13 protein-coding genes and 1 pseudogene are annotated in these 19,663 nt (G+C 67.3%); 8 read left to right on the top strand and 6 right to left on the bottom strand.

Features of this window, described 5'->3' with window-relative positions:
• Positions 1 to 80: 80 nt before the first annotated feature.
• A complete protein-coding gene (locus ACFTZC_RS14020) occupies positions 81 to 1,841 on the bottom strand; it encodes a lytic transglycosylase domain-containing protein (protein ID WP_382889242.1) in 1,761 nt (586 codons plus the stop codon).
• A gap of 339 nt (positions 1,842 to 2,180) precedes the next feature.
• Positions 2,181 to 4,892 (bottom strand): DNA polymerase I, encoded by a 2,712-nt coding sequence (gene polA, locus ACFTZC_RS14015; RefSeq protein WP_382889240.1) that lies wholly within the window; start codon positions 4,890 to 4,892, stop codon positions 2,181 to 2,183.
• 235 nt (positions 4,893 to 5,127) lie between these two features.
• Here polA and ACFTZC_RS14010 point away from each other — a divergent pair, with 235 nt between their 5' ends.
• On the top strand, positions 5,128 to 7,407 hold the full coding sequence (locus ACFTZC_RS14010) for an FdhF/YdeP family oxidoreductase (RefSeq protein WP_382889238.1): 2,280 nt from the start codon (positions 5,128 to 5,130) through the stop codon (positions 7,405 to 7,407).
• A gap of 560 nt (positions 7,408 to 7,967) precedes the next feature.
• Positions 7,968 to 8,114, top strand: a pseudogene (locus tag ACFTZC_RS14005) (IS5/IS1182 family transposase); the annotation flags it as partial.
• Here the strand turns inward: ACFTZC_RS14005 and ACFTZC_RS14000 are convergent.
• Positions 8,104 to 8,460 (bottom strand): hypothetical protein, encoded by a 357-nt coding sequence (locus ACFTZC_RS14000; RefSeq protein ID WP_382889236.1) that lies wholly within the window; start codon positions 8,458 to 8,460, stop codon positions 8,104 to 8,106. The pseudogene ACFTZC_RS14005 and the gene ACFTZC_RS14000 overlap by 11 nt on opposite strands.
• Positions 8,461 to 8,572: 112 nt before the next feature.
• Here ACFTZC_RS14000 and ACFTZC_RS13995 point away from each other — a divergent pair.
• Positions 8,573 to 9,387 (top strand): IS5 family transposase gene (locus ACFTZC_RS13995; protein ID WP_382889234.1). Its coding sequence is split into 2 segments (ribosomal slippage): positions 8,573 to 8,923 and positions 8,926 to 9,387, totalling 813 coding nucleotides; the frame shifts between segments, so codons are not numbered across the junction.
• A 186-nt stretch (positions 9,388 to 9,573) separates the two neighbouring features.
• Entirely contained in the window at positions 9,574 to 9,993 is a 420-nt protein-coding gene (locus ACFTZC_RS13990) for a hypothetical protein (protein WP_382889232.1), read from the top strand.
• Between the two features lie 265 nt (positions 9,994 to 10,258).
• Here ACFTZC_RS13990 and ACFTZC_RS13985 read toward each other — a convergent pair whose 3' ends face one another.
• From ACFTZC_RS13985 to ACFTZC_RS13975, 3 genes are read right to left on the bottom strand one after another with little or no spacing between them, the layout of a single operon-like run.
• Positions 10,259 to 11,002, bottom strand: coding sequence for a hypothetical protein (locus tag ACFTZC_RS13985; protein ID WP_382889230.1), 744 nt, complete (start codon positions 11,000 to 11,002; stop codon positions 10,259 to 10,261).
• Positions 10,999 to 11,466, bottom strand: coding sequence for a hypothetical protein (locus tag ACFTZC_RS13980; protein WP_382889228.1), 468 nt, complete (start codon positions 11,464 to 11,466; stop codon positions 10,999 to 11,001). The genes ACFTZC_RS13985 and ACFTZC_RS13980 overlap by 4 nt, the downstream gene beginning before the upstream one ends.
• A 13-nt stretch (positions 11,467 to 11,479) precedes the next feature.
• Positions 11,480 to 13,699, bottom strand: a complete 2,220-nt coding sequence (locus ACFTZC_RS13975) for a glycoside hydrolase domain-containing protein (RefSeq protein WP_382889226.1) — start codon at positions 13,697 to 13,699, stop codon at positions 11,480 to 11,482.
• 877 nt (positions 13,700 to 14,576) lie between these two features.
• Here ACFTZC_RS13975 and ACFTZC_RS13970 point away from each other — a divergent pair.
• From ACFTZC_RS13970 to ACFTZC_RS13955, 4 genes are all read left to right on the top strand, one after another.
• Positions 14,577 to 15,059 carry a PaaI family thioesterase gene (locus ACFTZC_RS13970; RefSeq protein ID WP_382889225.1) on the top strand — a complete coding sequence of 161 codons (483 nt, stop codon included), beginning with the start codon at positions 14,577 to 14,579 and terminating at the stop codon, positions 15,057 to 15,059.
• A gap of 570 nt (positions 15,060 to 15,629) precedes the next feature.
• On the top strand, positions 15,630 to 16,862 hold the full coding sequence (locus tag ACFTZC_RS13965) for a branched-chain amino acid ABC transporter substrate-binding protein (protein WP_382889223.1): 1,233 nt from the start codon (positions 15,630 to 15,632) through the stop codon (positions 16,860 to 16,862).
• 96 nt (positions 16,863 to 16,958) lie between these two features.
• Positions 16,959 to 17,891 carry a branched-chain amino acid ABC transporter permease gene (locus ACFTZC_RS13960; RefSeq protein WP_382889221.1) on the top strand — a complete coding sequence of 311 codons (933 nt, stop codon included), beginning with the start codon at positions 16,959 to 16,961 and terminating at the stop codon, positions 17,889 to 17,891.
• 6 nt (positions 17,892 to 17,897) lie between these two features.
• Entirely contained in the window at positions 17,898 to 19,661 is a 1,764-nt protein-coding gene (locus ACFTZC_RS13955) for a branched-chain amino acid ABC transporter permease (protein ID WP_382889219.1), read from the top strand.
• The last annotated feature ends 2 nt before the right edge of the window (positions 19,662 to 19,663 follow it).

Genomic DNA, 19,663 nt, shown 5'->3' with positions numbered 1-19,663 from the left:
GGGGCGGTGACCGGGGGCGGTAGCTGACGACGGAGGCCGGGGGCGGGTCTTCCCGCTCCCGGCCTCCGTCGTCGGCCGGGTCAGGCGACCGTCAGCTCGACGGTCAGGGTGGCGCCGCCCTCGGTGGTGATACGGAGCAGGAACGTGCCCGCGGTGTCGCCCGCGAAGATCTTCGGGAGCTGGAGGACACCGTCGGCGTCGGTCCTGAGCTCCGTCAGCGTCCGCAGCGGGTTGCCGTCGGCGTCCTTGAAGTGGGGGCTGTCGGCGGGCGCGGTGTCGTCGGTCGCGGAGGTGACGAAGGCGGTGCTCGCGGCCACCTTCGGAGCGGCGGCTCCCTGGTAGGTGGCCTTGACCTCGACCAGGTCGGCGAACTCGGCGCCGGGCGCGGCCGTCAGCGCCGTGTCGGAGGTCCTGGCGAGCCCGTCGGCCTGACGGGCCGTCACCTTCGCCGTGTGGTCGACCGCACCGATGTCCGGTTCGTCGACGACGGTGGCGCGGATCGTGAAGGTGCCGGTCCGCTCGCCCGCCTGGACGACCGGGGCGGTGGCCGCGCCGTCCTCGCCGGTGACGACGGTCAGCCCGGTCTTGCCGGGGACGAAGCGCGCGTCGGTGTCGCCGACGATCTCGAACCGTACGGGTACGTCGGCGACCGGCTTACCGGCCGCGTCCGTGGCGCGTACCGAGGCGCCTTCGGTGAAGCGGCTGCCCGCCACGGCGGTGGCCGTGCCGGAGCCGGTCTTCACCAGCCTCGCGACGACGGGCTCCGGGTCCGGGGTGCCGGGCGTCTCGCCACCGCCGGGAGCCGGCGGCTTGGGGGTGCCGGGCGTCGGCGGCTTGGGGGTGCCGGGCGTCGGCGGCTTCGGGGTGCCGGGCTCGGACGCCGGCGGCTTGGACGGGGATGTGTCGGGCGTGCTCGGAGTGCTCGGGGTGTTCGGCCGGGGAGACACGACCGGCTTGTTCGGCGTCGACGCGGACGGCGGGGTGGTGGGGCCGGGCGTCGTGGGCGGGGTGGTGGAGGGGCTGCCGGGGCCGGGGCCGACCGGCAGCACGCCCTGGCCGTCCGGGACCTCGTGCGTGCCGTTCTTGTAGTACCGGAACCAGGTCAGGACCGTGTTCAGGTACTCCGTGGAGCGGTTGTAGCCGAGGATCGCCTGGTGGAGGTCGGCCTCGACGGAGAGATCGCGGTCCCCGGCGCAGAGGTAGTAGGCCGCCGCGAGCGCCGCGTCGTAGATGTTGTTGGGGTCCTTGCTGCCGTCGCCGTTGCCGTCCTGGCCCCAGGTCGCCCACGTGGACGGGATGAACTGCATGGGGCCGACGGCGCGGTCGTGCGTGGTGTCCCCGTCGTAGCGGCCGTTGTCGGTGTCGGAGATGTTGGCGAAGCCGACGCCGTTGAGGACGGGGCCGAGGATCGGCGCGAGCGTGGTGCCGTCGGCGTCGACCTGGCCGCCGCGTGCCTGGCCGGACTCCACCTTCCCGATCGCGGCGAGGAGTTGCCACGGCAGGTTGCAGCCGGGCTTGTCCTCCGTGACGGTCTGTTCCGCCCTCTTGTACGCGGCCAGGACGGTGGCCGGTATACCCGCTTCCGCCGGACCCGTGGCCGGCAGGTCTATCGAGGCGCCGGGCTTGTCCGGGGTGGTGAGCGGCGGAAGCTCGGTGTAGTACGGGGAGTTGCCGGTCACCGCGGTGTCGGGGGACGGCGTCGCGTCGGCGGCCTGGGACCCGCCCGTGCCGGTGGGGATGGCGCCGGGTGCCTGGGAAGCGGAGAGTGCCGCGATCGCGGCGGCGGCCACGGCGGTGGTGGTCGCTCCTCTGCGCAGTCGGCTGCCGAATAGCGCTGGCATAGGTCGGGCCCCTCCCCGTGGACGGCTGTTCGCGCTCCCCGCGCGAGGACTCAGGCGACCCTATGTCAACTCCTGGCCCCAGCACACCGGTCGGTCGGCCGTTTTCACCAGTTCGCCACCTCCGCGTCGCCCAGTTGTCCGTACGGGCGCGTGACCGGTCGTGGCCGGCCCGTTCCCGCCTGCCCGGACCGCTCCGTACCGCCGCCCGTTTCGCGCCGCCGCCCGTCGCCGGGACGCCCGTCCGGGCATGCGGCGGCGGCACCCACCGGGAGACCGGCGAGTGCCGCCAGGACACGGTGCGCGGCGCCGGGGGCGCCGACGGGCGAGGCCCCGCCCGGGTCAGTGCGCCGCGGACTCCCAGTCGGTGCCCACGCCGATGGACACGTCCAGCGGCGCGCGCAGCTCGACCGCGCCCGACATCTCGCGGCGCAGCAGCTCCTCCACCCGCTCGCGCTCGCCCGGGGCGATCTCCAGGACGATTTCGTCGTGGACCTGGAGGAGCATCCGGGAGGTGAGCCCGGCCTGTTCCATCGCCCGGTCGACCCGGAGCATGGCGACCTTCACGATGTCCGCGGCGGTGCCCTGGATGGGCGCGTTGAGCGCCATCCGCTCGGCCATCTCGCGGCGCTGGCGGTTGTCGCTGTTCAGGTCGGGCAGATAGCGGCGGCGGCCCAGCATCGTCTCCGTGTAGCCCGTGGCCCTGGCCTCGACGACCGCGCGGTGCAGATAGTCCCGTACACCGCCGAAGCGCTCGAAGAACGTGTCCATCAGGCCACGTGCCTCGGCGGCCTCGATGTTGAGCTGCTGGGAGAGACCGAACGCCGAGAGGCCGTAGGCCAGTCCGTACGACATCGCCTTGATCTTGCGGCGCATCTCGGGGTCGACCGCGGACTTCTCCACGCCGAACACCTGGGAGGCGACGGTGGTGTGGAGGTCCTCACCGGAGGTGAAGGCCTCGATCAGGCCGGCGTCCTCGGAGAGGTGGGCCATCACCCGCAGCTCGATCTGGCTGTAGTCCGCCGTCATCAGCGACTCGTAGCCCTCGCCGACGACGAAGCCGCGGCGGATCGCCCGGCCCTCGTCGGTGCGGACCGGGATGTTCTGGAGGTTGGGATCGGTGGAGGAGAGCCGGCCGGTGGCCGCGACGGTCTGGTTGAACGTGGTGTGGATCCGGCCGTCGGCGGCGATCGTCTTGATCAGCCCCTCGACCGTGACCCGCAGCTTCGCCTGCTCCCGGTGGCGCAGCATGATCACCGGCAGCTCGTGCTCCGTCTGGGCGGCGAGCCAGGCCAGCGCGTCGGCGTCCGTGGTGTAACCGGTCTTGGTCTTCTTGGTCTTGGGCAGTCCCAGCTCGCCGAAGAGGACTTCCTGGAGCTGCTTGGGCGAGCCGAGGTTGAACTCGCGGCCGACGGCGGCGTACGCCTCCTTGACGGCCTGCTGGACCGCGCCCGCGAACTGCTGCTCCATGGACTCCAGATGGGCCCGGTCCGCGGCGATGCCGTGCCGCTCCAGGCGGGCCAGCAGGACGGAGGTGGGCAGCTCGACGTCGTCGAGCAGCTCGGTGGCGCCGACCTCGCCCAGCCGTTCGGTGAACGCGCCGCCCAGGTCGAGGACCGCGCGGGCCTGCGCCATCAGCGCGTCGGCCTCCGCCTGCTCGTCGCCGCCGAAGGCGAGCTGTCCGTCGGAGGCCGCCGCGGGGGCCAGCTCACGGCCCAGGTACTCGATGGCGAGGGCGTCCAGCGCGAAGGAGCGGCGGCCCGGCTTGACCAGATAGGCGGCGAGGGCGGTGTCCATCGTGACGCCGCCGACCCGCCAGCCGTGCTCGGGGGCGACGCGCATCACGCCCTTCGCGTTGTGCATCACCTTGGGGTGGTCGGCCGCGGCGAGCCAGGCGGCGAAGGCCCGCTCGTCGGCCTCGTCGAGCCGCGCCGGGTCGAACCAGGCCGCGGGTCCGTCCGCCGCGGCGAGCGCGATCTCGCTGACGCTGCCGGCGCCCAGCGCCCAGGTGTCGGTGGTGGCGACACCGAGCGGCTGTCCGCCGTGGGCCGCCAGCCAGGGCGCCAGCTCGCCGGAGCCCAGCACGGCGCCGTCCAGCTCGACGCCCGCGGCGGGCGCCGGGGCCTCGTCCTCGGCCGCCCCCGGGTCCACGGCGAGCAGCCGCTCGCGCAGGCTCGGGTTGCGGATCTCCAGCACGTCGAGGACGCCCTTGAGCGCCGCCCGGTCGTAGGGGGCGCGCTCCAGGTCCGCCGGGGTCTTGGACAGCTCGACGTCACGGACCATCTCCGTGAGCCGGCGGTTGAGCTTGACGGACTCCAGATGGTCGCGGAAGTTCTGGCCGGCCTTGCCCTTGACCTCGTCGGCGCGCTCCACCAGCGCGTCGAACGAACCGAACTGGTTGATCCACTTCGCGGCGGTCTTCTCACCGACCCCCGGGATGCCGGGCAGATTGTCGGAGGGGTCGCCGCGCAGGGCCGCGAAGTCCGGGTACTGGGCGGGGGTCAGCCCGTACTTCTCCTGGACCTTCTCCGGGGTGAACCGCGTCAGCTCCGAGACGCCCTTCGTCGGATACAGCACCGTCGTGTGCTCGCTGATGAGCTGGAAGGAGTCCCGGTCGCCGGTGACGATCAGCACCTCGAAGCCCGCCGCCTCCGCCTGCGTGGCCAGCGTCGCGATGACGTCATCCGCCTCGAAGCCGTCGATCGCGAACCGGTCCGCGTGCATCGCGTCCAGCAGCTCGCCGATCAGCTCGACCTGCCCCTTGAACTCGTCGGGCGTCTTCGAGCGGTTCGCCTTGTACTCCGGGAACTCCTCGGAGCGCCAGGTCTTGCGGGACACGTCGAACGCCACCGCGAAGTGCGTGGGCGCCTCGTCACGCAACGTGTTCGCCAGCATCGACGCGAAGCCGTAGATGGCGTTGGTCGGCTGGCCCGTCGCGGTCGTGAAATTCTCCGCGGGCAGCGCGAAGAACGCCCGGTACGCCAGGGAGTGCCCGTCCATGAGGAGCAGGCGGGGACGGATGTCTTCGGTCTTCTTCGATGCTGTCTCAGCCACGCACCCGATCCTGCCACGCCCCACTGACAATCCCGACCGGCCGCACCCGCCACCCCCGTCCCGGGGCCGCCGCCGAGCCGCCGCCGGGGCCCCGCGGAGAACGCCGCCGGACCACCGGGCAGCAGCCCACCGGACCGCGTGGAAGCCGTACGCCGGGACCTCGTCCGATGGTTGTCGGTGGCCCGTGACAGGATCGGACCCGTACACGAAAGCCCCACGCCCGAGGGAGAGCGCGATGGCCAGCAAGCCGCCCACAGGTGATCCGGTGCAGGACGCCCCCCAGGTCGCTGCCCCCAAACACGCGGCGGCGGGGCTCCCCGCCATCGGACACACCCTCCGTATCGCCCAGCAGCAGATGGGTGTGCGGCGCACCGCGCAGACCCTTCTCAAGGTCAACCAGAAGAACGGCTTCGACTGCCCCGGCTGCGCCTGGCCCGAGGGCGACCACCGGCACACGGCCGAATTCTGCGAGAACGGCGCGAAGGCCGTCGCGGAAGAGGCCACCCTGCGCCGGGTCACCCCCGAGTTCTTCGCCGCCCACTCCGTCGCCGACCTCGCCACCCGCAGCGGCTACTGGCTGGGGCAGCAGGGCCGGATCACCCGGCCGATGCTCCTCGACCGGGACGCCGAAGGCCGCTCCGCGGACCACTACACACCGGTGACCTGGGAGCGGGCCTTCGCGATCATCGCCGAGGAGCTGACCGCGCTCGGCTCGCCCGACGAGGCCCTCTTCTACACCTCGGGCCGCACCAGCAACGAAGCGGCGTTCCTGCTCCAGCTCTTCGCCCGCGAGTTCGGCACGAACAACCTGCCGGACTGCTCCAACATGTGCCACGAGTCCTCCGGCTCCGCGCTCTCGGAGACCATCGGCATCGGCAAGGGCAGCGTCTCGCTCGAAGACATGCACCAGGCCGATCTGATCATCGTCGCCGGGCAGAACCCGGGCACGAACCACCCCCGGATGCTCTCCGCGCTGGAGAAGGCCAAGGCCGCCGGCGCGAAGATCATCTCGGTGAACCCGCTGCCCGAGGCGGGCACGGAGCGGTTCAAGAACCCGCAGACCCCCCAGGGCATGCTCAAGGGTGCCGCGCTGAACGACCTCTTCCTCCAGATCCGTATCGGCGGCGACCAGGCCCTCTTCCGGCTGCTCAACAAGCTGATCGTCGAGACCCCGGGCGCCGTCGACGAGGAGTTCGTCCGCGAACACACGCACGGGTACGAGGAGTTCACCGCCGCGGCGCGCACCGCGGACTGGGACCAGACCCTGGCCGCCACCGGCCTGGAGCGCGCCGAGATCGAGGAGGCCCTCGCCCTCGTCCTCGCCTCGAAGCGCACCATCGTCTGCTGGGCCATGGGGCTCACGCAGCACAAGCACTCCGTGCCGACCATCCGCGAGGTCGTCAACTTCCTGCTGCTGCGCGGCAACATCGGCCGCCCCGGCGCCGGCGTCTGCCCCGTACGCGGCCACTCGAACGTGCAGGGCGACCGCACCATGGGCATCTTCGAGCGGCCCGCCCCTGCCTTCCTCGACGCCCTCGACCGGGAGTTCGGCATCACCTCGCCGCGCCACCACGGCTACGACGTCGTACGGTCCATCGAGGCGCTCCGCGACGGCAAGGCCAAGGTCTTCTTCGCGATGGGCGGGAACTTCGTCGCCGCCACCCCCGACACCAACGTCACCGAGGCCGCGATGCGCCGCGCGAGCCTCACCGTCCACGTCTCGACCAAGCTCAACCGCTCCCACGCGGTCACCGGCGCCCGCGCGCTGATCCTGCCCACCCTCGGCCGCACCGACAAGGACATACAGGCGGGCGTCCGGCAGATCGTCACCGTCGAGGACTCCATGGGCATGGTGCACGCTTCACGGGGGAACCTGCCGCCCGCGAGCCCCCATCTGCTCTCCGAACCGGTAATCGTCGCCCGGATGGCCCGCGCCACCCTCGGCCCGCGGTCCCTCACCCCGTGGGAGGAGTTCGAGAAGGACTACGCGACCATCCGGGACCGGATCGCCCGCGTCATCCCCGGGTTCGAGGACTTCAACACCCGCGTCGCCCACCCCGGCGGCTTCGCCCTCCCGCACGCCCCGCGCGACGAGCGCCGCTTCCCGACCGCCACCGGCAAGGCCAACTTCACCGCCGCGCCCGTGGAGTACCCGAAGCTGCCCGAAGGCCGGCTGCTGCTCCAGACTCTGCGTTCCCACGACCAGTACAACACCACGATCTACGGCCTGGACGACCGCTACCGCGGCATCAAGGGCGGGCGCCGGATCGTCCTGGTCAACCCCGAGGACGCCGCCGAACTCGGCCTGGCCGACGGCTCGTACACCGACCTGGTCAGCGAATGGACCGACGGTGTGGAGCGCCGCGCCCCCGGCTTCCGCGTCGTCCACTACCCCACCGCCCGCGGCTGCGCGGCCGCGTACTACCCGGAGACCAATGTGCTGGTCCCCCTGGGCGCCACCGCGGACACGAGCAACACCCCGACGAGCAAGTCCGTCATCGTCCGCTTCGAGTGACGCGAGCTTCTTTTGCAACGATAAGGAACTTCATATACCGGCGATATCCACCATCGGCACTTACACCCCATTTCACCGGATATGCAGCCCATAGACTGTGCCTCCGGAGTTGGCATGACTCTTTCCCTGCCCGAACACATAGTTTGGGACGATGCCACAGGTACAGACTCCGGAAGCATCAACTGACCGCTCATTAGTGATCACCGGCTGCCTCGCAGCCGGGAAGGCTCCTCTTGGTGTACGTGGCGATCGATACAGACGGACGACCGATTGAGGCCTACCGAAGGAGCATATGAACAACGTCGGCGAGGTCGGTGCTCCCCTCAGCCAACACGTCGGCAAAGGCGAACATGACACTAGCTCCGTCACCTCGGCCGACAGGAGTGACCTCGACAAGAAGGTGTTCAGGGAACAAGGGAACAGCAGGCAAGCATGGAACCGTGTCCGTCGTAGCCGACCGACCAGTCTCGTTCGGTGCCTTGCCTGTGAGGGTAGCCCGAAACGTGGCCACCCCAGTCACCTGCCTGCACAGACCAACGATGCGGCGGATCGCCGATCTCTGGGTGGTCGGAAGAACCGTGTCCTGGCTCGCGGGCTGCCGAAGGCTCCACCGCCGCTACGAACGCAGGGCCGAAAATTATCTCGCCTTCGTCGGCATAGCCGCAGCTCTCATCGGCTATCGGTTGCTGCCCCTGCTCATGGCCTGAGCCGGTCCTGCTGCACGTCGAAGCAGACCAGCCCCATGGACTCCGCGACGGCCGCCGCGTAGGCCGACGCCTCCTCCGCCATGCTCCACCGCATGGCGAAGTAGACCAGCCGACCACCAGCGCAGTCCATCAACGGGCCGGCCGACCAGGGCGAGGTGTCCTCGTCGTCCTCGGTGAGATCACACCACCGCTCAAGCAACGCGGCCACGTAAACCGCAATGCGTCCAGTCGGAGGCTCTTCCACCTCGCCGTCGATGTAGCAGTCGTACAGGTCGCTGAAGACCTGGCCGGCGGTCTTGTCATCCGCCGGCCTCTCGCCTTCCCAGACAGCCAGGTCGTAACTCATGCCCCGGAGACTCCCACATCGCACTGACACCACCTGGTTGGTCGACCGCGCGACGTCAGCCATAAGAAACGACGTCGTCTTTAGACGTCATCTCATTTGGCCCAGTAGGCTGTTGGTCGTGGCGGGAGTTGTTGAGCGGCTGGTGCCGGACGAGTTGTGGGAGCTGTTCCAGCGAGTGGTGCCGGAGGCGCCATCGCGGCCGCAGGGCGGCGGCCGACGCCGGCACGGTGACCGTGAAGTACTGGCCGCGATCGTGTTCGTGGCGACGTCGGGCTGCACGTGGCAGCAGCTGCCCGCAGCGTCGTTCGGGCCGTCCGGAGCGACGGCTCACCGCAGGTTCACCGAGTGGTCGAAGGCCCGGGTCTGGGCCAAGCTGCACCGCCTGGTCCTCGACGAACTCGGAGCCCGCGGCGATCTGGACTGGTCCCGGTGCGCGATCGACTCAGTGAACATGCGGGCCCTGAAAAGGGGGACCTAACAGGTCCGAATCCTGTCGACCGGGGCAAGTACGGCTCGAAGATCCACCTGATCACCGAGCGGTCGGGTCTGCCCCTGTCCGTCGGAATCTCGGGCGCCAACGTCCACGACAGCCAAGCCCTGATCCCGCTCGTGAAGGGCATACCGCCCATCCGTTCCCGCCGGGGTCCCCGTCGGCGCAGGCCCGGCAAGTTCCACGCCGACAAGGGCTACGACTACGCACACCTGCGGAAATGGCTATCCCGGCGGGGCACCCGGCACCGCATCGCCCGCAAAGGCATCGAGACCGCGCACCGGCTCGGCCGGCACCGGTGGACCATCGAACGCACCATGTCCTGGCTCGCCGGCTGCCGACGGCTCCACCGCCGCTACGAACGCAAGGCCGACCACTTCCTCGCCTTCACCAGCATCGCCTGCACCCTCATCTGCTACCGCCGACTCACCAAATGAGATGACTTCTAAATCCCCCCAAACTCTTCAAGCCAAGAAAATCACTCCTCATTTGGGCACAGAAATGATCACGAGAGGAAAACTCAACTCCCCTTCACTCCTTTCCATCAGGTATCCAATAATTCATTGACAGTGCACACCAACCCCCATACGATCCCGGTAAGCGAGAAACCCAAGGAGGAACACATGGAAAATCGCGTCAAGGCATTAACGCTCGGCGCAATCTCTTCAATTTTTATCGTTGCGGCAACAACCGGTCCGGCACACGCAGCAGTTCAAACCGCTGCCTGCGTAACAACCGGCGCCAGCGGATCACTCACAACCCCGTCATGGACTTCGGGCGACAAGAGAGTAAACCTCACCTTGGCTCTTGCCGATTCACTGGCCGACGGCCACCACGTGAGAATCAGGGTTGTAGGCAAGACGATCGGCGGAACCCCTCTCACCTTCCCCTGGAGGTCAGTCACAGAGGGAAATGGCACAGTCAAGAGCTGGAGCACTTACGCTGAATACGGTAGCGGCTTCATTAATGTAGGCGTGCAAGTTGCCAGGTTCGAGGGTGACACACTCTTGAATTCGTGTACCGACTGGCTCGCGGACACATAGAAAGACTCGCTCTAAGCGCCACTCGCTCATGACCCCTCCATCAGTTCACCAATGGAGGGGTCATATTAAATTGCCAGGATCCTTGTTTTCGAGGCAGGAATAATGGCCGAATTTTCGCAGCCAAATAAGACAGAGCGCAGGCAGGCTCAATGTGATTCTCGACTGAACAAAAATCACACCATCAAGACGCCTGACGGCATGCTACTGCGTTTCGGCTTCTTGAAGCAGAATGCCCCCTTGACCTCCCATCACGCAGAAAATTTCCTCAGGTCTGCCGCGCGGCGAGCCGCTCGGCGGCCTTGCGGCGTTCGGGGCTCCGAGTGTCGACGATGACACCGGAGCCTTGGCCCGGGGTGTGGGTCCAGCCGCGGATCTTCGCCGCGACCTCGGTGAGCCGCTTGTCGCCCGGGGGCACGTCGATGGAGAACAACGACTCGTCCGGGACGCGGTCGTCGCCGCCCCAGCGGACCACGCCTTCGCAATCGGCGAGTATGTCCCGGAGGGTCAGTTCCTCCAGGGGGTAGAAGCCGCCGCGGACCCCGGAGGGGTAGAAGCCGGGCCGGATCCGCACTGCCGTGCCGGAGGCGAGGTTGGACTCCGCCAGCCCCTTCCGTACGGAGCCGGGGCTGCGCCAGCCGACGACCTCGCCTGTGCGCAGGGCGTTGATCTCGTAGTGGAAACGGCTGACCACGTGGATCAGGACCGTCTCGACCTCGCCCATGCGCATTCGGACGCCGTCGAGCGGGAGTCCGGGAAGGGGTCTGGTGTAGATATGGCCATGGTCGTCCGCAGTCTTCTCCATCTCCCACCCGTTCTTCGACGGAATGCCGGTCAGAACACGTTTGTTGCGCTCCTGCGCCTTCCGTATCTCTTGGCGGACCCTATCGGGGTTCGGGTCCTCGCCCGCAGCCTGGGCTGGAAGGGACAGGACGTGTGAGCCAACAGTGATGCCGACCGCTATTGAGGCGACACGGCTCAGGGCTGCGCGACGAGAAATATGCGAAGTCACTTTTTCTTTTCCTCCTCGTACCAATACTTGGGGCGCGCGAAAAAGGTCAACCCGGCGGCACCGATGCCGAGTATCCCTGCCGCGGGATTCACATATCCGGGTACGACAGCGCTGTAGTTCGGTCCGTCGGTGACGCGACACCTGAAACTCAGGGGGAGGAACGAGTACTCGTAGCCGCTGACGGACCTGGCCTGTTCCGGTCCCAGCCGCTTCTGGCACGCTAGGGCCTGATTGCCCTCGTCGAGAATCAGTAGATGGAGTACACCCCAGGTGTACGCGCCGATGGCGCAGGCCCATGCCAGCGCGGCGGCGCCCCGGACGACCGTGTGCACGCCCTGGCTGTTTCCACGGGCCAGCAGCCGTACCCCGCGGATCGCGAGCCAGGGTGTGGCTCCGAGGCCGATCAGAGTCAACAGGAGCACGAGACCGATGGCGAGATCGCCAGAAGCGTCTGTTACCAACATGCGCTGAAGCCTGTCAGACGTTCCGGGAGATGGAGTTGTACTTCTCCATGATCTGGTACAGCGCCGAACGCTGCCTGGCGTGTGCCACCGCCTCGTCGTTCGTTCCCTGGTACCGGCGCAGCACCTGGAATATCTCGTTCTCCGTGTAGTCCAGGCGCATCGGGCGCAGGGGCTTCTCCTCGGGGGTATTGCCCGAGGCGCCATCCGCGTTCCACAGGTGGATCAGGGGCACCGTGGACATCGAGAACTCATCCTGGTACCGGCAATCGTCCCAGATGTTGTACTTGTCCTCGTCGCTGTTGACATCGCGAATCGGCCCTTCGGCGTAGCCGCTCCGAATCGCGTGATTCCACGCCAGGACCGCTGTTCTTCCGAAGATCTGGGCAATTCCGGTGGAGCTGTCCTTGAAGTACCCGGTCGTGTTGAACGTCGTGGAGACCGCCTGATCCACGGTCAGGTCGATCGGGTCGATGTGCCGCATCTCCCAGTAGGCAGACGTCTGGATGAGGGCTTTCCGCATCTTGTAGCGGTGGGCGAGCAAGGTGCTGACTGTGTCGTATTCGAGGACGACCCTGCGGAAGCACTCCTCGTGCGTGTGTGACCTGAGTCCGCCATCGTTGGGGAATCCGATCGACTCCATGTACTTCCCGACGTCCGTCCGCATGGCGTTGATGACGTCGGAGTGGAGCAGGGTGTCCGGGAGGGGGCTGCGGGGAGCATTGAACGACCCCTGCCCGATGTCGCGTCCTGAGGCAATGTTGATGTCGATGTTGATCGATCCAGCGCCCGAGCCGACGGTGCGAGTGACGATCTGGTCGTAGGCCCAGTTCTCGGGCAGCGGGTAGCCGAAATTCCCGGAGAATCCGGAGGACATGTCGGAGACAAACGACGCGGTGGCGTGACCGGCCTCTGAGACACGGGTGCACACGTTGCGCGGTCCGTAGACACCGATGCCGTACCGGTTGCCGTCGTCGGCCACCGCGTCCTGGATGCCTTTGAAGTGCGGCAGGACGCTACTGGTGACGTCTTCGTTGAGGGCGTCGAAGTCCACGGCGAAAAAGATCCGGGTCCCGGACTTGAAACCATGGTCCAGCGCCGCGTTGATCGCGGCCTGGCCAGCCGCGCGCCCCTGCGGATAGCTGAAGTTGGAGGCGTCGCGCCCGAAGGTCTGATAGATCGGGAAGCAGCGCAGCCCGTTGTCAGCGATGGTCTTGAGCTCGCCGGGCTGGATCGCCTTCTCCGGCAGGTCCGGGTCGTCCGGGATCGGGTTGGTGAGGTAGCGGCCGATGTACGTGATGCCCTGGGCCTTCAGTGTCGCCGCACGCGCCGGAGTGATGAGGGTGACGCCGTCACAGGCTTCGCCGTTGCGGGACTGATCGCCGTAGGAGACCAGGAGGGATGCCCAGGTCGAGAAGTCCCCTGTGCCGGTGACAGGGAGCTTCACGAACGACTGGAAGGACGAGACCGCCGAGGCGAGGGCGCTGGTAAAGGTGGAAGTGAAAGCCACCGGCCGCTGGTTGAGGACCATGCCGGCCGAGAAGAGCTGCACCCACGGACCGCTGCTGCCGGTGGAGACGGTGTGAGAGCGCAGCCCGCTCTGGGTGCCTGGCCCGAAGACGCCGTTGGCCGTACCGTCAGCCATTCCCAGTTCGTACTGCACGGCGAACAGCATGGACTTGGCGACGTCACGCGAGTGGTGGCCGTCGGCCGGGATGACGAAGAAGTCTCTTCGGTTGATGTATGCCCCGTTCAGCCATCTCTGCACGGCGCGGATGGTGTCCGAGCCACCATTGACCGTGACGTACGCGTCCATGTTGAGCAGGCCCTTGAAGACCTTGGGGACCAGACTGCCGCCGGGGTGGACGAAGTCCACGCCCATGTCCTGCTTCAGCTTCGTGACCGATGCCGCCACACGGGAGTTGTACGTCCCGTCGATGTCACCGCCGTCGTACCCCTTGCAGTAGAGGCCGGACTGGATGATCTTGGTGAAGTTCTCCGACGGAACCGTGGCGCTGTTGAGGGTCGGGTACTTGGACTGGAGAGTGGAGAGAGTGGTGGGGCCGAACGTGTCCGACAAACCTGTGATGCCAAGTTCATACTGGAGGGCCCGAGTGAGGGCGAACATCGTCGTCCATCCAGTCGCCCCGGTCTCGGGGATACGGTCAATACCCAGCTTTCCCCCATAGACACCATTGATGAACTGCTGGGCTTTACGCACCATCTCGTCAGCCATGTGGATCCCCTGTCAGTCGAAGTCAGGCAGATGTGGCAGCATTCGACGCAACAGAGAAGGCATGCAAGGCCGACGGCCGACATCGTGACGCACCGACCGATCCCCCGTGAATGACATCCCCCGCGCCGTTCGCCGGCATGCACTCGGGCAGCAAGAGCACCCCGAACCGGTGACCACCTTAGACATGCTGCGGGGGCATTGCCGAGGAATATTTTGCGATCCGTAGAACGATGGCGTGAACATTTCGGTGACGAGCTCCGTGACACGGAGCTCAATCGCCAGATTCGCATACTATCGACGCAATCAACACAGAACAAGGACGGAACCAACTAAACGGAATGGCTGATTCTCACCTATGAGCAGATACCACTTTCGCCCAGCAGCCAGAGATGCACCGAATTGTCCCATCGCAGATATCGCGGGAGTACGGACCTTGAAAGCAGTAGAGTCGACAACGCTGGCTAGCGTTGCCGACAGCAGAGACCTCACAGGCTCCAGGTCCAGGTTCTAGCGGGTCGCTGTGGAACCAACTCGCAGCACATTGTGGGGGTAGCCACACCCGCAGGTGGCCAACGGGTGACCATCGTCAGACCGTCTCGCTGTCCTTCCTGATCCGACCGTAGCGGCAATAACACTAAGTGAGCACAGCTTGATGTTTCTCGCGCCGCAACGGATCCGGCTCAACAATAAGTTCAGCGATAACAAAGCCAGTGCTCCACCGACTTCCAAAATTGCCACACGTCTGGGCAATCCATCACGCAGAGGGTGAACAACGACCGCAATTCCAATACCGTCAGCGTCCGCTCAGCCATCTGGTACACAGGACGGTGCAGACCGCACTCACAAGCGAACACCGCAGCCGATCGGAGCCGGGCCCATGGGTGAGCAGACCACCGTGAAGTTCCCGCAGGACGTCATCGACGAGTACGCCGAGCTGGGCGTCGATCTGAACGCCATCTTCTCCGCCGGGCAGCTCCGCGACCGGATGGGGGTGGAGATCGTCGAGGCGTCCGCCGAGCGGGTCGTCGGCACCATGCCGGTCGAGGGCAACACCCAGCCCTACGGCCTGCTGCACGGCGGCGCGTCCGCGGTGCTCGCCGAGACCCTCGGCTCGATCGGCGCGATGCTGCACGGGGGCCCCAGCAAGATCGCCGTCGGGGTGGACCTCAACTGCACCCACCACCGCGGCGTGCGCAACGGCCTGGTCACGGGCGTCGCCACCCCCGTCCACCGCGGCCGCACCACCGCGACGTACGAGATCGTCATCACCGACGAGCGCGACAAGCGGGTCTGCACCGCCCGACTGACCTGTCTGCTGCGCACCTCCCCCGGGGCCCCCACCGGCACCGCCGCGTCGTAGCAGGGCTCCAAGGACCCCTTGTACGGGCCGGGAGCACCGCTTACCGTGCCCCCATGGTCGCGGTCGGACGGCGTGGATCCGGTGCGGGCGGGCGAAATCGCCCCCGCGCGGATCCCGCCGGTTCCGGCCCCGCACGTCTCGCGCGCCCCGCGCGGTGACCTCTCCAGTCATCACCCTGTGTTACAACCAGGTGAACGAAGATCCGTCCGCTGCCCGCACGGAACGCCCCGCTGCCCGTTTCGCTCCCGGCGCCTGCCCGATCGGCCGTCAGCACCAAAAACCGCTCAAGTCCCTTAGCGGAACTGCGGGTTCTCACGATGTGGTCGAAATTCGGAAAACGTGGAACGTCACGGTTCGCCCGGACTGTGCCCACCAAGTGTTGGCCTCGGCATAACAAGACAGTCACATCCTTAGCTCACCGCTCCCCACCTCGCTCACCTGCGCTTAGAGTCACGCCCAGTCACCGCGCCGCCGGTGTGAGCATCAGCTCATATGTACGCACCAGTACAGTCCGGCGAACGCAAACGGCACCTCAGCAGAGGAGGCCGCGCCAGGGGAGAGGACTCAACCGTGCGACACCGTTCATTGATCATGCTCACCACCGCGATAACGACGGGTGCGCTCACCCTCACCGCCTGTGGCTCCCGCGACGACAGCGGTAGCAAGAACAGCGGTAGCGACAAGATCACCGTCGTCATCGGTGTCGACGCGCCGCTCACCGGATCACTCTCCGCGCTCGGCCAGGGCATCAAGAACTCCGTCGACCTCGCCGCGAAGACCGCGAACAAGAACAACGAGGTCCCCGGCGTCGAGTTCAAGATCGAGGCCCTCGACGACCAGGCCGTGCCCGCCTCCGGCCAGTCCAACGCCGCCAAGCTCGTCGGCGACAAGAACGTCCTCGGCGTCGTCGGCCCCCTGAACTCCGGTGTCGCCCAGTCGATGCAGGGCGTCTTCAACACCGCCAAGCTCGTCCAGGTCTCCCCCGCCAACACCAACCCCGCCCTCTCCCAGGGCGACAACTGGGCCAAGGGCGACCTGAAGCGCCCCTTCGCCTCCTACTTCCGCACCGCCGCCACGGATGTCGTCCAGGGCAAGTTCGCCGCGCAGTACTACTACAACGACGCCAAGAAGCGGAAGGTCTTCGTCGTCGACGACAAGCAGACCTACGGCGCCGGCCTCGCCGCGATCTTCTCCGAGGAGTTCAAGCGCCTCGGCGGCAAGGTCGTCGGCACCGACCACGTCACCGTCAAGGAGACCGACTTCTCCTCCACCGCCGACAAGGTCAAGACCAACGGCGCCGACTCCGTCTACTTCGGCGGCCAGTACCCCGAGGGCGGCCTGCTCTCCGACCAGATCAAGAAGACGGGCGCCCAGGTCCCGACCATGGGCGGCGACGGCATCTACGACCCGAACTTCATCTCCGCCTCCGGCGAGTCCAACGACGGCGACTTCGCCACCTCCATCGGCTACCCCGTGGAGAAGCTGGACACCGCCAAGCAGTTCATCACGGACTACAAGGCCGGCAACTACAAGGACCCGTACGGCGCCTACGGCGGCTACTCCTACGACGCCGGCTGGACCATCATCCAGGCCGTCAAGGCCGTCCTCGCCGACAACGACGGCAAGCTCCCGGACGACGCCCGCGAGCAGATCCTCGAAGCCACCGCCAAGGTCTCCTTCGACGGCGTGACCGGCAAGGTCGCCTTCGACGAGTACGGCGACACCACCAACAAGCAGCTCACCGTCTACAAGGTCGAAGGCGGTGTCTGGAAGGACGTCAAGAGCGCCACGTTCGAGGACTGACCCGGACCGCCACGCCCCCACACACCGACCGAACCGCGCGAGGTCGCAACAGCGCCCTCGCGCGGTGTCATATCCGACACCATCGGAGGCCCTGCGGTGAACGAACTGCCGCAACAGCTCGCCAACGGCCTTGCCCTCGGTGCCCTCTACGGCTTGATCGCCATCGGGTACACCATGGTCTACGGCATCGTGCAGCTCATCAACTTCGCCCACGGCGAGATCTTCATGATCGGGGGCTTCGGCGCCCTCACCACCTACACCTGGCTCCCCAGCGGAACCTCCCTGGTGGTGGCGATCCCCCTCATGATCGCAGGCGGCGCCCTCGCCTCGGTGGCCGTCGCCACCGCGGCCGAACGATTCGCCTACCGCCCCCTGCGAGGCGCCCCACGGCTGGCACCGCTCATCACCGCGATCGGCCTCTCCATCGCCCTCCAGCAGCTCATCTGGGCGTTCTACCCCGACGCCAAGAAGGCCATCAGCTTCCCGGAATTCAAGGGCGAGTCCTTCCACATCACGGACAGCCTCTACATCCAGCGCGCCGACGCCTTCCTCTTCGTCCTCGCCCCCCTGTGCATGCTCGCCCTCGGCCTCTTCGTCTCGAAGAGCCGCAGCGGACGCGCCATGCAGGCCACCTCCCAGGACCGCGACACCGCGGAGCTCATGGGCATCAACACCGACCGCATCATCGTCATGGCCTTCGCGATCGGCGCCGCCTTCGCCGCCGTCGCCGCCGTCGCGTACGGACTCGACAAGGGCCAGATCAACTTCGAGATGGGCTTCCTCCTCGGACTCAAGGCGTTCACCGCCGCGGTCCTCGGCGGCATCGGCAACATCTACGGAGCCATGGTCGGCGGCGTCGTCCTCGGCCTCGCCGAAGCCATGTCCATCGCGTACATCGAAGAAATCCCCGGGATGCAGCAGCTCGGCGGCGGCGCATGGGCCAACGTCTGGGCCTTCGTCCTCCTCATCCTCGTACTCCTCGTCAGGCCACAGGGCCTGCTCGGCGAGCGCGTCGCGGATCGGGCGTGACCCCTCATGACTGACAACACGACTGACACGACTGACAACACCACTGGCACCACCAAGGCCACCCCCACCACGGCACCGGCCGACGCCAAGCGCACCACCCAGCTGCGCGTGCTCACCCTCGTCGGCGGCATCGCCACCGTGGCCAGCACCTTCCTCTCCTGGACCTACACCACCGAGTTCCCCGGCGACCTCACCGTCTACGGCTACCCCGGCGGCCTCCAGCTCCTCACCCTCACCGCCGGCCTGCTCATCGCGCTCTTCGCGCTCTCGGCACTCGGCGTCAAGGGCCTCACCTGGCTCACCCCCACCGGCGCCACCAAAGCGCTCCAACTGCTCGCCCTCGGCGCCTTCGCCACCACCTGGTTCACGGTCATCGCCATCGCCGTCGAACTCGGCGGACTCGTCAACCTCGACCCCGGCGGCTTCGTCGCCGCCGTCGTCACCGTCATCCCCGTCGCCGCCGCCTTCCTACTGCCCGACGACACCCGCCAGGCCAAGCGGCCCAAGGAACTCCCCTCCTGGGCGGAGATCCTGATCATCGTCGCCGTCTTCGCCGTCGGCCTCTTCGTCTTCACCTACGGCATCGACACCGAGTACGCCGAACTCTTCACCGGCTACCTGCTCACCGTCGGATTCACCGCCACCGCCCTCTTCAAGGCCGGCCTCATCGCGCGGATCAACGGCCTCACCGCCAAATACCGCCTGATCGCCGTCTCGGCCGCGTTCGTCGCCGCCGCCGCGTTCCCCTTCACCCAGAGCACCGACCAGTTCACCCTCATCGCGGTCAACATCCTCATCTTCGCGACCGTCGCCCTCGGACTGAACATCGTCGTCGGCCTCGCCGGACTCCTCGACCTCGGATACGTGGCCTTCCTCGGCGTCGGCGCCTACACCGCCGCCCTCGTCTCCGGAACGACCGCCTCCGTCTTCGACATCCACTTCCCCTTCTGGGCGGCCGTCCTCACCGGCGCCGCCGTCTCCCTGATCTTCGGCGTCGTCATCGGCGCGCCGACCCTGCGGCTGCGCGGCGACTACCTCGCCATCGTCACCCTCGGCTTCGGAGAGATCTTCCGCATCGCGGTCGGCAACCTCGACGGCGTCTCGGGCCCCCGCATCACCAACGGCCCCAACGGTGTGCCGAACATCCCCGACCTCAGCTTCTTCGGGTACAACTTCGGCGAGTCCCACACCATCCTCGGCTTCGAACTCGGCGCCTACGCCAACTACTACCTGCTGATGCTGCTCGCCATGATCCTCGTGGTGGTCGTCTTCAGCCGGGCCGGCGACTCCCGTATCGGACGCGCCTGGGTCGCCATCCGCGAGGACGAGACCGCCGCCACCGCCATGGGCATCAACGGCTTCCGCGTCAAGCTCATCGCCTTCGCCCTCGGCGCCACCCTGGCCGGCCTCGCCGGCACCGTACAGGCACACGTCCAGCACACCGTCGTCCCCGAGATGTACGTGTTCGCCGGCCCCGTGCCGCCCAACTCCGCGTTCCTCCTCGCGGCCGTCATCCTCGGCGGCATGGGCACCATCACCGGACCGCTCATCGGCGCCTCCCTGCTCTACCTGATCCCCGCGAAGCTCCAGTTCCTCCAGGACTACCAGCTCCTCGGCTTCGGTATCGCCCTCATCCTGCTGATGCGCTTCCGCCCCGAAGGGCTCATCGCCAACCGGCGCGCCCAACTCGAATTCCACGAAACGGACCAGCTCGACGTACCGGACGGCACCACCGGCAAGGGCGCCGGCGTCGCCAAGGCGGGGGCGTGAAC

This window comes from Streptomyces sp. NPDC056987, assembly GCF_042673865.1.
Taxonomy (GTDB): Bacteria; Actinomycetota; Actinomycetes; order Streptomycetales; family Streptomycetaceae; genus Streptomyces.
Note: the sequence above shows the minus strand (reverse complement) of the source record. Positions and strands in the feature narration are given on the sequence as shown.